The following is a 14,920-nucleotide window of genomic DNA, read 5'->3' on the forward strand; positions in this document are numbered from 1 at the left end:
CCGTCTTTTCCATTGGCATTAATTTTAGACCAACCGTTAGAATCCGAATACACCGTTACTTGTGTTCCTTTTTTTAAAGAAACAATAATAGTACCATTAGTAGAAGCAGTAGAGCGAAGATTTAAGCTGGATCCCGAATCCACGTTAACGTATTTAGTAGTTACTTTTACGCTTGTTGATTTTTGAGCAACGTTGACGGAAGTTTCAGCTGCTGATACATGGATGGCTTTTTCAAAAGCTACGGTTGATAAAACAGCAAAACAGAGACTGGGAATAATTACTTTTTTCTTCATCTTAACCTCCTCAAATAATAATTTTTAAATACTAATATTTTCTAATAAATTCATACTAACATAGAAATCTTTCTATTTGCGAAATTTGTAGAAAATAATTGATATTTGGGCTTTTTTTGGTATTTTAGTCCTACGAAATTCGTAATAAAATTGCTATTTAAGACATTATTTTTATAGATTAGGTTAAAAATAACGAGACTATAAACCCGCACAAAAGTAAATGTGTGGATTCCCAAAAGTAATAGGTATAAGATATTTTTCATAGCCAAAAATAATTGGTATGTATGCTTAAAGGAGAATTTATTGAATGAAACTTTTTACTGATACAGATTTAGATGGGCTGGGCTGTGGGATTGTTGCAAAACTTGCTTTTGGTGAAGTGGCTAATGTTTCTTATTGTTCTTATCGTAATTTAAATCAACGTGTGGAGCATTTTATTGAAAATCCAGACTTTCAAAATACCGAAACATTTATTACGGACCTTGCTGTAAACGAGCATGTGGAAAAGAAACTTGCCCATCGATTTACTGAAGGACATCCTATTCAGATGATTGACCATCATGTTACTGCGCTGCATTTTAACGAGTATGAGTGGGCGATGGTCGTCCCCGAATATAACACCGGCAAGAAGACTTGTGCAACATCGCTGTTTTATGATTATCTTGTCGAGCATAATAAAATTCAAAAAAGCCGCGCCTTAGATGAATTTGTTGATTTAGTTCGCCAATATGATACTTGGGAATGGGATGAAAATAATAATGTAACCGCTAAACGTCTAAATGACTTATATTATATGTTGGATCGAGAACATTTCGAGGAGGATCTTCTAAAAAGATTAAAAGACCATCCTCATGCTTTTGCTTTAACAGATACAGAAAACCTGCTATTAGATGTAGAAGATAAAAAAATTCATAGGTATATCCATTCCAAAGACCGGCAGCTTGTCCAAACTTTTGTGGATGAGTATTGCGTGGGAATCGTTCATGCGGAACAATATTTATCTGAACTTGGAAACGCCTTACATAAACTCAATCCGCATCTTGATATGATCATTTTACTCAATTCCGGCAATAAAAAAGTAGGTTTTCGAACCATCTATGATCATATAGATGTATCTGAATTTGCTTCCCGCTTTGGGGGTGGTGGCCATCCGAAAGCTTCAGGATGTGATTTATCACAGGAAACCTTTCAGAAATTTGTCGTAAATGTATTTTCTTTATCCTCTCATAAGCCGGATCCAGATCGAAATGAAATTAATGTAAAAGGCGCTTCATATGGTAGTAGTTATGAAAATCGGAAAAGCGAATTTACTTATATTCGACCATTAACAAGTGGCGTCTTTGAAGTAATTCATAATGGCAAGAAAATCAACCAATCATTTAATTCGTATGAGAGTGCTGAATTTTATATTAAACGGAATTTTTCCTCATGGTTACGTTTTGATAATGACTATATTAGTCATTTGACTACGGCATTTCCAGCAACGGCAGAAGAAGTTAAAGAGAATTATGAGGTGATTATTCGAAAATTTTTGGAGGAAATCGAAAAATAATATGATGTAGGAAATAAGGTGCAAAGCCGTCTTAATAGCTTTGCACTTTTTAATGTTATTTTGATACTAAGAATCCTTCGTTAATTGGTTTCGATCCTCCATTTGTGGTGGTTCTTCCATCCAACCATTTTTAATCATAATTTTCCCACCGTCTTGAGCAAAAGTAAAAATATCTTTTGCAAGAAAAGCCATTTTAGCAGGTAAGTCATTTCGTAAACTAAATGCCCCACCTAATGCATTACTACCCATGCTAAAGGAAGTTAGCAAATTGGTATTGAACATCATCAATTTATCGGAGAAGGGTGCGGTTTTTGACTTCGTTGCTCTTCCGGCGTGTGTTGCAGGAGGTTCTATAAAACTCTCGCGTAAAAATCCACCTAAATCGATTTCGATCTTTCTTGACAATTTCATTCCTTGAACAAAATAGTTTTGCACCTCTTTATTCGTTGCAACTTGAGCAAATCCAATCATTAATTTCATTCCCACAAGATTTGTTTCGATAGCGTGATGGATAAGAGAGACTTCTATTGTATTTAAGGACCTTTTCTCGCTAAACAAATTGAAACCACTTCTATAATTTTTATCATTGACAAAATGTACCTCTTTTGGCATAGAAACATAAGGTGGTCGTGATAAAACCCCTTTTTCTAAAAGAAATTGTGTACATTCATTATTTAGTTCTTGCGATTGAGCTGTTAATTTTATAAAAAAATCCAAAATATCTTTTCGATAGGACATACCTGTAAATAGGGAATAAAGGCTCATTTCCACTTTCGTCATCATATGTAAATACATGATATCAAACATGTAATCATATAGCTTTGGAACGCCTTTATGAACATCATTTTCTGTAAAGCCAACTGGAATTACTGCACCTTCCTGTTGAAAAATCTTTGTGATGAACTCAATTGTTTTTGCGGCATAATTATAATGCATTTGCATAAGCTGTTTTTCTTCATGATCGTTATGCTCGATAAAATGCTCTAATATCCTCATAATCATGGTTTTTTCATGATAAGTATTCCATAAATTTGCCAATTCTGATGATGTAATTGGAATATGATTCGAAGTCATTATACTTACCTCACTTCGTTTTGTTTGTATTTACTTTAACCAAAAGTATGGAGGATTATTAGTCCACAAAAGTTCATATATATGTCCCCTCTACGATTCACCTTTTTCTTCATGACCCGATCTTCTAATAAGCTAATTTTGTTTCAATTATCCTTGCTTCATCTTTTTACTTTATTTCAAAAAGGATATCAAATCCTTCGTTAACATTCAATATATTAAAAATAGTTGGAACTATTTATGTTTTTTGATAGTTAGAGTATAATACATATAGTTAGTTATTTTCTCCTCTAATCCTCTCAGAATTACCTCTGTGGTGTTTCTATCAAAATTTTCTTATAGAAAGGTGTTGTATAATGAAGAAGCAAATGATATGCGAATGTGGCAGTAAAAAGTTTAAAGATGATTGCTGTTCCCCACAAAAAAGGGTGTGGATGAAGCCTTTTTTACAACAAAATGAGCATAAAGAGTTTTTAGAAAAAGTGAAAATTAGTTCACAGTTTGATTTGAGGTATCGTGGATTATTAGAATTTTATGGGGATGATTTGATTGAATATAAACAGTTAAAGCCTACTAGTAAATCCCGTAATGAGTTCCTCACCGTATTAGGCAAATATCTAACCGAGTATTTAGAAGATGATTGCCCCTCATCTTGGAAAGATTGCTCCCCTTCATTTTGGGAAGAATTTCTTTTCTGCTTTTACCCCTTCCTTATGAAGATTACTCCAAAAGAAAAAGAAGTCGATTTATTCCTTTCTGAACTAAAAAAATTCACTTACTGGGTTGATCGGAAATTTGGAAGTTCATCTTACGGGTTCATTGAAAAGTATATACAAGAGTCTTCCGATGAATTAAAAGAATGTGAACATCTGTTAAACCGCGTCTATCTTCACACATTCCCATTTCTACATCACAAGGATTGGAATCCGCAATTAGATATACTCCAAGATACCTCAGATAATTTTCATGAAGTCAATCTTAATATTTTTGAAGTAACGAATTTAAATGACTCCATTGTGGTTGGAACCACTATTGATTCAAATCTTACTTATTATATAAAAGGAATGCCGTATAATCATATTGTTCCTGGTCATATCATTAGCGGGGCTATTGGTAGAAAAAATAGTGAATGGATATGGACATGGCATCACCCTGAAAGTGTTTTTCCGCAGAGAGCGAAGAAGTTCCTTTCAAATGTAAAATTAGGGGTGTAGTTTCCTAGTATAATCACTATTTCCTAAGATTTAGGCAATTTATGAATGTCAATCGTTTTATACGTCGTGATATAATTAAAGAAGATGGTAAAACAAAAGAGTGGTGATAAGATTGGACAAAGAATTAAAAGAAATGATACGGGAATTACTTAAAGAAGAACTTCGAGAAGTCCGCGATGATATGAAAGAATTAAAATCAGGTCAAGAACGCATCGAGGGTAAATTAGATAACTTAACATCAGAGCTTCGTTCCGGTTTTAAACATTTTGATGAAACAGTGAAAGAACACCGCGTAGTCATAGATTTCTTACAACATGGCAATACGCCATCTACTCAAAAAAGAGATTAAAAAAACTGAACGTATTCAATATTCTATTATACATGCATTAAGGAAAGATAGTCATTTCGCTAAGTCTCGCGCGAAGTGACTTTTATATTTTTTCTTTTTTAATTAAATCGACGAAGTTTTGAGCAGTTTTAGACAAGTAATGATTTTTCAGCCATATTAATCCGACAGATGCAGACAGCGTAGTACTCGAAATTTTGTAGGCATGTAAAGGATATCCGTTATGGCGTTTAAGTATAGTTTCTGGAACAATGGAAGCACCAAAATCAGATGAGACTAAATCCATTAAAAGAGTAATATCGGAACATTCACCAACAAGCTTTGGATGTAATTGCAATTTTGAAAATGCCTCCATAATCACATAATGCACACCTAATCCTTCTGTGCTAGGTAAAATGAGTGGATCGTTTTGAATATCAGCAAGTGAAACCTCATCACCAATCTGTTTCCGTTTTTGTGATGTAATAAAATAAAACGGTTCAGAATGAAGATGGAGAACCGATAAATCATCCAACTCAAGTGGCAATCGAATGATCGCAAGCTCTACTATTCGTTCTCTCACTAATTTACAAAGATGTGCTGATTCATTTTGCTGAATTTTATAAGTAATTTTAGGGTATTGTTTTTGAAATTTATGAAGTATTTCGGGTAACTTGACAACTGAAAAAGTGTTAATTCCTATTGTCAGCCTTCCATTTACTCCATTTCCAACTTCCTTGACTTCTATTTTTGCCTCCTCCATTAACTCTGTCACTCGCAAAGCATATTTATATAAAGCTTTCCCGGCTTCTGTTACTTCGAAATGTTTTCCACTTCTCTCAACTAATTTTGAGCCTAGTTCATCTTCCATTGTTTTTAAGTGTTGGCTTAATGGTGGTTGAGATATATGCAGTCTTTCAGCTGCAGCGGAAATTTTTCTTTCTTCTACAATCGCTATAAAATATCGTAGCTGCCTTATGTCCATCGCTGAAAATCCTCCTTTTATTATATGAAAAACTTTAGTAAAACTTATTTTTTTTATATTTTTCATATATATACTCTTATGTTAGCATTTTTATATAGACAGGAAAAGAAGCTACGATGATGTATCGTTTCTTTATGATTTTAGCTGTTGGTTTGCTTGCCAGTTGTCATGGAATTCCTAATTCTTCGCAGAGTTTATAGAAAGATTCACAATCTAAAGAAAAGAAGGTGAAACTGATGAATCAACAATTCATTTTATCGGCTGAAAAAGGAGATACCGCAAATGTTCTGAAACTGCTAGAAGATGGCGCAATCATTAATGCAACGGATGAGCTTGGAAGAACGGCTGTATTAGCAGCGACTTATAACAATAAAGTAGATACAGTAAAAGCACTCATCCAAAAGGGTGCGGACATAAATATTCGTGACAACAATTTAAACAATGTGCTCTTATATGCCGGTGCTGAAGGGTTGCTTGAAATCGTCAAACTTGCGATCGATGCTGGTGCTGACACGAAGCTTACGAATCGGTTTGGGGGTACGGCTCTTATACCAGCTTCAGAACGAGGTCATGTTGAAGTTGTTAATGAACTTCTTACTCGTTCGAATATTGACGTCAATCACATCAATAATTTACATTGGACAGCATTATTGGAAGCAGTCTTTCTAGGTGATGGTGGAGAAAAGCAACAAAAGATCGTTCAGCTGCTAGTAGACCACGGAGCAGATCTCAATATTGGTGATCGTGAAGGGATTACTCCTTTAGAACACGCTCAAACACGTGGATTCCAAGCAATTGAAAATATATTTAAAAAAGCGAAATCATAAATTACCCAAGTTTTAGCAAATAACGAAGTTTTCTAATAAGTACTTAGGTAGAAAATCAATATGATTCAGCAAGATTTTATGAATAAAGCGATCGATTTTGATACATGCTTGGACAGTAAAAATTTTTGAATAACTATGAGGTGATTTTTGTGGATTTTGTTAAACGCACTATTGATTTAGCACTTAAAAATGTAGAAGAAGGGGGCCGGCCGTTTGCTACTGTAATAGTACGTGATGGAGAAATTATTGCTGAAAGTCCGAATTTAGTAGCACAGACCCATGATCCCACGGCACACGCTGAAATAATTGCAATTAGAGAAGCATGTAAAAAACTACAAACAGAACATTTAACTGACTGTGAAATCTATATCCTTGCAAGCCCATGTCCAATGTGCTTAGGCTCTCTCTATTATTGCAGTCCGAAAAAAGTTATTTATATTACAACACGCGAGGATTATGCTCCATTCTATAAAGATGACCGTAAGTATTTTGAATTAGAAACATTTTATGATGAGTATAGCAAACCAATCGAAAAACGAAGATTACCAATGATGCAACAAAAACATGTAGATAGTATTAAAGTATATCAACGTTGGGCTGAGGTAAATAATCACTTAGCTTAAGTTGTGTATTTTAGGAATAAAAAGATGTTCAAACCTTTCATGAAAGGTTTGAACCTTTTTTAAAGCACTTGGAAAGACCGCTAGTTAAATATGGGAGGACAAAAAAAGTGACAAATTCATCATACTGGTTAACAAATGTCAATTTAGAAACAGGTTACCATTATGAAAATGGTACAGTTGCAGGAACAAAAACAGAACGTTTCCATGTAAGGATTAAAGATGGAAAAATTAATGAAATTGTTGTAGCAGACAAACCGTTAGAAACCCATTTACCCAAATGGGACGCGAAAAATTATTTAATGCTTCCATCGTTTAGAGATATGCACATTCATATTGATAAAACGTATTATGGAGGTCCTTGGAAAGCGCCAACTATTCCAACTAAAGGCTTAATCACAAGGTTAGAAGAAGAGGAAGAACTACTTCCACGCTTATTGCCCGTTGCCGAGGAAAGGGCGAAAAAACTATTAGATTTGGTGGTAAATGCAGGTTCAACTCATATTCGTACACATTGCAATGTCGATCCCTTTATTGGATTGAATAATTTAGAAGCAGTATTACGGGCAGTGGAAGCATATAAGGACAAAGTTTCTGTCGAAATCGTTGCATTCCCGCAACACGGTTTATTGCGTAGTAATTCTATTTCATTAGTTAGGGAAGCATTACGTAGTGGAGCTTCATTTGTTGGTGGTGTCGATCCTGCATCAATAGATGAAAATATTGAGAAATCATTACAAACGGTGATGGAGTTAGCTGTAGAAGCAAATGCAAACATCGACCTTCATATACATGACCCAGGTCATTTAGGTATTTTTACGTTTAAGAGATTGGCATCTCTAACAGAAGAAGCTGGATGGCAAGGAAAAGTCACTATTAGCCATGCATTGGCATTAGCTGATATCTCCCATAAAGAAGCGAGTGAAGTCGCAGAATTACTGGCTCACCAAGGAATTTCGATTACTTCATCTGTTCCTATCGGAAGAACGATTCCGATTCCTCTCTTGCATAAAAAAGGGGTAGAAATCTCCCTAGGTGATGATAGCATTACAGACCACTGGTCCCCATTCGGCAAAGGTGATAGTTTGGAAAAAGCAGGAACGCTAGCTGAACGTTTTGGTCTAAGTGATGAACGTTCACTTGGACAAACCTTAGGATTTATTACTGGAGGAATAACTCCTCTTAATCACAATGGTGAACGTGTCTGGCCAAATGTTGGTGATGATGCCAATCTTGTTCTCGTTAATGCAAGCTGCTCCGCTGAAGCTATCGCAAGACGAGCAGAAAGAAAGGCTGTAATCTTTAAAGGAAATATCGTTTCCGGAGAACTTTAATATTGAAAAAGAAAGGAAAGATACTATGAGTTCAAATTTTTGGTTAACAAATGCCCGATTAGAGACAGGCTACCAAGTCGATAATGATGTCATAACAGGAACACAGACTGCATGTTTTCATTTATTAATTCAGGAAGGAAAAATTGCAAAGATTATTTCCTCTGATGAAACAATTGCAGATGATGTACCAAAAATAGATGCAAAACAGTTATTGGTTCTTCCATCTTTTATAGAAAAGCATTGTCATTTGGATAAAACATTACTAGGTGACAGATGGCGTGCAGTAACGCCTGCTAACAGTATTTTTGAAAGACTTGATATTGAAAAAGAAGTTCTCCCTTCTTTGGAGACTACCACGCAAGAACGTGCGGAAAAGTTAATTGAACGATATTTGAAAGCTGGAGTGACTCATTTACGTACACATGTAGATATATACCCTGAGGTTGGATTAAGGAATTTAGAAGAAGTTCAAAAAGCCTTGCAAAAGTTTGAAGGAAAACTGTCTTACGAAATTGTTGCATTTCCACAACACGGTTTATTACGTTCGCAGGCCAAAGACTTAGTGAGAGAAGCCTTTAGACAAGGTGTGAGCTTTGTAGGTGGTGTAGACCCTGCCACAGTGGATGGAGATATTGAAGCCTCTTTACAAGAAATGGTTGAACTTGCTGTTGAAGGAAATGCAGGAATCGATTTGCATTTACATGATGCGGACCACTTAGGAATCTTCACAATGAAAAGATTGGCTCAGTTAACAAAAGAAGCTGGTCTACAAGGAAAGGTTGCAATCAGCCATGCATTTGGACTTGGGGATATATCTGAAACTCATGCAGAAGCTATGGCAGAACAATTGGCTGATGCGGGAATCACAATTATTACTAGTGTTCCACTTGATAGAAAGTTTCCGCCTGTAGGCCTATTACACAGAAAAGGAGTTTCAGTTGCTGTTGGATGCGATAATATTTTTGATGTTTGGTCCCCTTTTGGAAATGGTGATATTTTAGATCGAGCTAGTCGATTAGCTGAAGTTTCAAGATGGGGCGATGAACGGTCATTAGCACAAACCCTCTATTATATTACTGGTGGCAAAACACCGCTTAATTCTGAAGGAAAACAAGTTTGGCCACAAGTGGGAGACGAAGCAAGTGTTGTATTAGTTTCAGCATCTTGTTCTGCTGAAACCATCGCAAGAAGATCGAAACGAGTTGCTACGATATTCAAAGGAGAGATCGTTTCGGGATCGCTTTAATAAAAGTAAAGAAACAAATAATTTTGTTTCTGATTTTAAGAGGTGAATAGCCATGCCAAGAAAATCCGCATTTCCCCTTTTGCTTACTTATATGTTTCTCGCGATGCTTGGCATTGGTCTTGTTATTCCGATTCTACCTGATCTTTTAAAAGAATTCGGAGCAGGTGGAAAAGCAGCGGGATATTTAGTGTCTGCATTCGGTTTGACACAGTTTTTATTCTCGCCGATCGCTGGCGATTTCTCAGACAAATACGGACGTAAGCCGATGATTATCATTGGACTATGCTTTTATGCTACTTCCAACTTAGTGTCTGCTACAGCGGGGCATTTTTCGCTTTTAATTATTGCGCGCTTAATTGGTGGAATGGGTTCTGCTGCCTTGGTTCCATCTATTATGGCATATGCCGTTGATATCACAACAGAAAAACAGAGGACTAGAGCGATGTCGTTCCTTGGTGCATCGATGTCGTCGGGGTTTATTATTGGCCCAGGTTTGGGCGGATTGCTTGCTGAGTTTGGAACAAGGGCACCTTTTTTCGCCTCAGCAAGCATTGGTCTTTTGGCAATCATCTCCTGTATCTTTATATTGCCAGAATCCCAACCTGTTGACTCTAGTATCATACGTTTAAAATTGAAAAGGAAGAAAGACAATATTTTTCGTCAGCTTATACAATCGGTAAGATCTCGTTATTTCATCCTACTAATAATGATTTTCTCTCTTACGTTTGGACTTATTCAGTTTGAGACGATATACCCACTATTTGTTACAGAAAGATATGGATTTACAGTAAGAGATATTTCTATTTTGATTATGGTTTGTTCCTTGATCGGTACATTCAATCAAGTAATACTTACTAATCGTCTAGCACAAAGGTTTGGTGAGAAGCCAATCATTAGCACCATGCTCCTGCTATCAGCGATAATGCTTGTTTTCTTGCTATTCACGGGAAATTTCTTTTATGTAATGGTCATAACAATGATGTTTTTTACATTTAATAACATCTTACGACCAACCATTAACACTCTGCTATCAAAGGAAGCTGGGGATGAACAGGGATTTGTAGCTGGATTGAACAATGCCTATATGAGTCTAGGAGAAATTTTTGGACCAGCGCTTGCAGGAGTTTTATTTGATATTAATATAAATCTCCCCTACCTATTTGGAGCATTCGTATTACTAGTTAGTAGCTTTATTTCAGTTAAATGGATAAGAAGTAGAAATAGAATATCTTCCCCCAAGAATAATAGGGTGAGGGATCGAGTCATATAAGTAGAAACAATATGTCCAAACATAGTCATTCGTGTTTGTTAATTATATGAGAAACATTTGCTGCGATGAAGTCATTAATAAATGACACACTGAAATGCTAGCTTTATCCGAAGAAGGATTTCAAGCGAATGAAGATATCTTACAATGATAAAATTGAGTATAACCTCCCTTTTCTTAAAATAAAGGGACAATTTATTGTAATTTATTCTATTATGCCTTTCGATTTTTTTGAGGGTTTGAATTAGTTTTATCAAAATTGGCTTTTGCAAACTACGATTCATAAAAATAAGCGCCGATCACATTTCTCCTTTAGTGATCGGCATACTAATATACTAAAAACTAATTCACTGCCTTCATACCACGCTACTATCGTGGAAAGCATTAAAATAATTACTCCAACTCCAAATAGTACTAGAAAACTTTTACTCAAAAAGAATACCACCTTTTTATTTAAGTAAAAACATTTAATTGAATTCATCTGAGGTATTACCATATTTTGCATTAAAAAGATATTATTGCCTTATTCCCCACTAAGATAACCCTGACGCACTTTTTTCAAATTCTTTTGATTCGGTCATTATTCCCCAGATACATCTCCCTTTTTTGCAATAATCTGTTTCTTTTTCCTACATAGACAAATAGTAGCAGTAGAAGTATGATAGTATTGTGAAAATTGAATAATTTGAAGTTTTAGGTAACAACGATGTTTGATTCGTTGTTTTAAAAGGGAAGTTTGGTGAAAATCCAACGCGGTCCCGCCACTGTAAGTGAGAAGACTTTTTGATTGATAGCCACTGTGAAAATGGGAAGGCTCAAAAAGTTGTTGATCCACTAGCCAGGATACCTGCCTATTACTCATTTTCAAGTCATCCTACGTGGATATAGGAGGTGCTAATACAAAAATAAACAAATTACATATTGTTTATTGTAGTCATTTGATTACATATGCCCTTCATAAAGAAGGGTATTTTTTTTGGAAAATATTATCTAAACATTCCTTAGGGGGGATATTCTTGTCAAACTTTAAAAAATATCTATCTATTCTATTAATCATATTTTCTCTCATTATTGCAAATCTCGGATCATCTATTCACTTTGCATTTGCTGAAGATCAGAATTTCACAACAACTACAGATGAAAGTTCAATATCAGATACATTAACAGATGCCATTAACAAATCTGCTAATCTCATTTTGTCAACTGGGATAAGTAGTGATTGGAAAGCATTTGCCCTTGCACGTTCAGGAACGTCTCTTTCAAAAGAAAAGAAACTTGAATATTTATCTACGGTTGAAAGTTATGTAAGAAAGGGCAATTTATCCTTCACTGATTATGCGCGAACCATTATTGGAATCGTATCCGTTGGTGGTGATCCTACTAATTTTGCAGATACCAATCTAATAGAAAAATTGTACCAATCAAATCTCGGTGCAATTAATGGAAATATCTTTGCATTAATTGCTCTTGACCTGAAAAATTATGCTATTCCAGCAGACGCAACTCTTCAACGAGAAGCATTGATCAGAAGCATATTAAGTGTACAACATACTGATGGTGGGTGGTCATTATCTTCTAATCTTGCAAGTGCAAGTGATCCAGACATGACTGGTATGGCCATGACGGCTTTATCAAAGTATAATAATCGACCCGAAATTAGAACAGCGATTCAAAAAGCCGCAACCTACTTTAGTAACACTCAAACTTCACTTGGTGGCTTTAAATCCTATGGTACCGAAAATTCCAATAGTATTGCACAAGTGCTTATGGGGTTAACGACAAATGGAATTGACCCTACAGGTCCTGAATTTACGAAGAATGGTAATACGGTTGTTTCCGCTCTTCTATCCTATCAATTTCCAGATGGTGGATTCAAATGGATGCTTACCGATACTAAAAATAATGCTATGGCAATGGAGCAGGCATTATACGCACTTGATCAATACAAGTTCTTCCTAGAAAACCGTGGCTCTATTTATGATTTTGTTCAAAATCCAGTCGAAGAATTAAATAAACCAATTGATACCACTTCTCTACTTGCAAAAATTAGTGAAGTCGAAAAAATGCAGCAAGGAAACTATACCGATCAATCTTGGGAAGCCTTACAGATTGCTCTGTCAACTGCAAAGGAAATTGTAAGTAATAAGCAAGTCACTCAAGAAGAGATTGATAATGCTTTAACTGAACTAGAAACAGCTTTTTATAATCTTAAAGTGAATGATACTCCTAGTCCAGTGGATAATACCACTTTACTTGCAAAAATTAGTGAAGTTGAAAAAATGCAGCAAGGAAACTATACCAATCAATCTTGGGAAGCCTTACAGATTGCTCTGTCAACTGCAAAAGAAATTGTAAGTAATAAGCAAGTCACTCAAGAAGAGATTGATAATGCTTTAACTGACCTAGAAACAGCTTTTAATAATCTTAAAGTGAATGATATTCCTAGTCCAGTAGATAAAACTGACTTACTTGCAAAAATTAGCGAAGTCGAAAAAATGCAACAAGGAAACTATACCATTTCTTCATGGCAAGCATTGCAAGTAGCACTAGCCAAAGCAAAGAATGTTGCTGAAGATTTGTCTGCTACAGAAGAACAGGTATCAAATGCAATTACCGATTTAAATAATGCGATAAAGGGTCTAATCTCAGAAAAAATCACTGTTTCTTTTTCAGTGATAGGTAACAGTCAAAATGCTAATAAACATGTTAATCTTTCTACTGTAAGGATGACAGTTGAAAATGGAAAAACAGCAGCCTATGTCATTGAAAAAGCGTTAAATGATCATAATATTACCTATATTAATAAAGGCGGAAACTATATCTCTATGATTGGTGGCCTTTCAGAATTTGATGGTGGCCCAAATAGTGGTTGGCTTTATACAGTCAATGGAAAGTACCCTAACATAGGCGTAGGACAATACATCCTATCAAACAACGACACTATCACAATGATATATACGGACGACTATACAAACATTGACTGGGGAAATGAAGTAACTCCTCCTGACGATAATGGACCTACTTCTCCAAATCCTGAGTTTACTAAAGAAATCAAAGCAGGAATACAAAAAGGCTTCAACAAAATCATAAGTTCTAACACTCTTTTTTCAGACTGGGAAGCACTTGCTGCTATGCGTTCAGGATATTCAGTTTCTGAAAAAATGAAAAACCAACGTTTAGACACGATAATAAGTTATCTGAAACAACAAAAGAAACTTTCAGCTACGGACTATGCTAGAACCATTATCGGTATCGTTTCTATTGGTGGGGACCCACAAAATATCGCGGATAGAGACTTAATTAAGGAAATATCTCAATTAAATATTACATCTATTAATGGAAAAACATTTGCATTGATTGCATTAGATAGTAAAAACTACAAGATTGCGCAAAATGCGCCTTTACAACGAGAAACACTTGTAAAAGATATAATAGCCATGCAACACAAAGATGGCGGTTGGTCTTTATCAAGTAATCTTGATTCATCGAGTGACCCAGATGTAACCGGAATGGCTATGACAGCCCTTTCCAAATACAATCAGCAGCCTGCAGTGAAGGATTCGATAACAAAAGCTGTTCAGTATTTAAGAAAAACGCAAACAAAAAATGGTGGCTATTCTTCCATGGGACAGGAAAACTCAAATAGTGCTGCACAAGTTATCATGGGGTTAACCACAAATGGAATTGATCCGACTGGAAATGATTTCACAAAGAATGGAAAGAATGTAATCCAAGCTCTATTAAGTTATCAATTGAAAGATGGCGGGTTTAAATGGATCTCTTCAGATACCGAAAATAACGGAATGGCATTGGAACAATCAGTCTATGCACTTGATCAATATCAATTCTATTTAGAAGGAAAAGGGTCTATATATGATTGGGTTAAAAACCCTGTTAAGCAACTGACGCCTGGAGGCACGGTTATCGACAAAACACCTCCAACTCTTTCAGTTAATCAAGTCAGTGATAGGAGTACAAAAATAACAGGGAAAACGGAAGCTAAAGCTACCGTTAAATTGTATATTGATGGAAAATTAAAGAAAACGACTACCGCTGATGCAAAGGGAAACTTCTCGTTTACAATCAGCAAACAAAAAGCTGGCGTAAAGTTGAAATTAACTGCATCTAATAAGGCAGGTAATAGCACTTCAAAAACAATTACGATTGTCGACAAAACACCTCCAAC

13 protein-coding genes and 1 riboswitch are annotated in these 14,920 nt (G+C 35.6%); of the genes, 9 read left to right on the forward strand and 4 right to left on the reverse strand.

The window, feature by feature from the left end; all coding sequences use genetic code 11:
* A partial coding sequence (locus AC3WJF_RS01805; protein WP_492449387.1) for an SH3 domain-containing protein occupies positions 1 to 293 on the reverse strand: 293 nt, incomplete at its 3' end.
* A 307-nt stretch (positions 294 to 600) separates the two neighbouring features.
* Here AC3WJF_RS01805 and AC3WJF_RS01810 point away from each other — a divergent pair.
* Positions 601 to 1,845 carry a DHH family phosphoesterase gene (locus AC3WJF_RS01810; protein ID WP_492449388.1) on the forward strand — a complete coding sequence of 415 codons (1,245 nt, stop codon included), beginning with the start codon at positions 601 to 603 and terminating at the stop codon, positions 1,843 to 1,845.
* A 66-nt stretch (positions 1,846 to 1,911) separates the two neighbouring features.
* On the opposite strand, the gene AC3WJF_RS01815 is transcribed toward AC3WJF_RS01810, so the two are convergent.
* Positions 1,912 to 2,922: a DUF3231 family protein gene (locus AC3WJF_RS01815; protein ID WP_492449494.1), complete on the reverse strand. Its 1,011-nt coding sequence runs from the start codon at positions 2,920 to 2,922 to the stop codon at positions 1,912 to 1,914.
* A gap of 350 nt (positions 2,923 to 3,272) precedes the next feature.
* Between AC3WJF_RS01815 and AC3WJF_RS01820 the strand changes: the two genes are divergently transcribed.
* Both AC3WJF_RS01820 and AC3WJF_RS01825 read left to right on the forward strand, forming a co-directional pair.
* Entirely contained in the window at positions 3,273 to 4,130 is an 858-nt protein-coding gene (locus tag AC3WJF_RS01820) for a hypothetical protein (RefSeq protein ID WP_492449389.1), read from the forward strand.
* Between the two features lie 112 nt (positions 4,131 to 4,242).
* Positions 4,243 to 4,479, forward strand: coding sequence for a hypothetical protein (locus AC3WJF_RS01825; protein ID WP_492449390.1), 237 nt, complete (start codon positions 4,243 to 4,245; stop codon positions 4,477 to 4,479).
* Positions 4,480 to 4,561: 82 nt separating this feature from the next.
* On the opposite strand, the gene AC3WJF_RS01830 is transcribed toward AC3WJF_RS01825, so the two are convergent.
* Positions 4,562 to 5,440 carry a LysR family transcriptional regulator gene (locus AC3WJF_RS01830; protein ID WP_492449391.1) on the reverse strand — a complete coding sequence of 293 codons (879 nt, stop codon included), beginning with the start codon at positions 5,438 to 5,440 and terminating at the stop codon, positions 4,562 to 4,564.
* Positions 5,441 to 5,676: 236 nt separating this feature from the next.
* Between AC3WJF_RS01830 and AC3WJF_RS01835 the strand changes: the two genes are divergently transcribed.
* The 5 genes from AC3WJF_RS01835 to AC3WJF_RS01855 all read left to right on the forward strand — a co-directional run bounded on the left by AC3WJF_RS01835 (position 5,677) and on the right by AC3WJF_RS01855 (position 10,737).
* Complete coding sequence (locus AC3WJF_RS01835) at positions 5,677 to 6,267, forward strand: ankyrin repeat domain-containing protein (RefSeq protein ID WP_492449392.1); 591 nt, start codon at positions 5,677 to 5,679, stop codon at positions 6,265 to 6,267.
* Between the two features lie 149 nt (positions 6,268 to 6,416).
* Positions 6,417 to 6,890: a nucleoside deaminase gene (locus tag AC3WJF_RS01840; RefSeq protein ID WP_492449393.1), complete on the forward strand. Its 474-nt coding sequence runs from the start codon at positions 6,417 to 6,419 to the stop codon at positions 6,888 to 6,890.
* Positions 6,891 to 6,997: 107 nt separating this feature from the next.
* A complete protein-coding gene (locus tag AC3WJF_RS01845; RefSeq protein ID WP_492449394.1) occupies positions 6,998 to 8,221 on the forward strand; it encodes an amidohydrolase family protein in 1,224 nt (407 codons plus the stop codon).
* 25 nt (positions 8,222 to 8,246) lie between these two features.
* Positions 8,247 to 9,467 (forward strand): amidohydrolase, encoded by a 1,221-nt coding sequence (locus tag AC3WJF_RS01850; RefSeq protein ID WP_492449395.1) that lies wholly within the window; start codon positions 8,247 to 8,249, stop codon positions 9,465 to 9,467.
* Between the two features lie 52 nt (positions 9,468 to 9,519).
* The gene (locus tag AC3WJF_RS01855) at positions 9,520 to 10,737 is read left to right on the forward strand and encodes an MFS transporter (protein WP_492449396.1); all 1,218 of its coding nucleotides are present in this window, start codon (positions 9,520 to 9,522) and stop codon (positions 10,735 to 10,737) included.
* 277 nt (positions 10,738 to 11,014) lie between these two features.
* On the opposite strand, the gene AC3WJF_RS01860 is transcribed toward AC3WJF_RS01855, so the two are convergent.
* Positions 11,015 to 11,167 (reverse strand): hypothetical protein, encoded by a 153-nt coding sequence (locus AC3WJF_RS01860; protein WP_492449397.1) that lies wholly within the window; start codon positions 11,165 to 11,167, stop codon positions 11,015 to 11,017.
* A gap of 245 nt (positions 11,168 to 11,412) precedes the next feature.
* Positions 11,413 to 11,603: riboswitch (cobalamin riboswitch) on the forward strand.
* A gap of 147 nt (positions 11,604 to 11,750) precedes the next feature.
* Here AC3WJF_RS01860 and AC3WJF_RS01865 point away from each other — a divergent pair.
* Positions 11,751 to 14,920: DUF4430 domain-containing protein (locus AC3WJF_RS01865; protein WP_492449398.1), on the forward strand; the 3,170-nt coding region annotated here is incomplete at its 3' end.

The organism is Heyndrickxia sp. FW510-T9 (assembly GCF_058781025.1).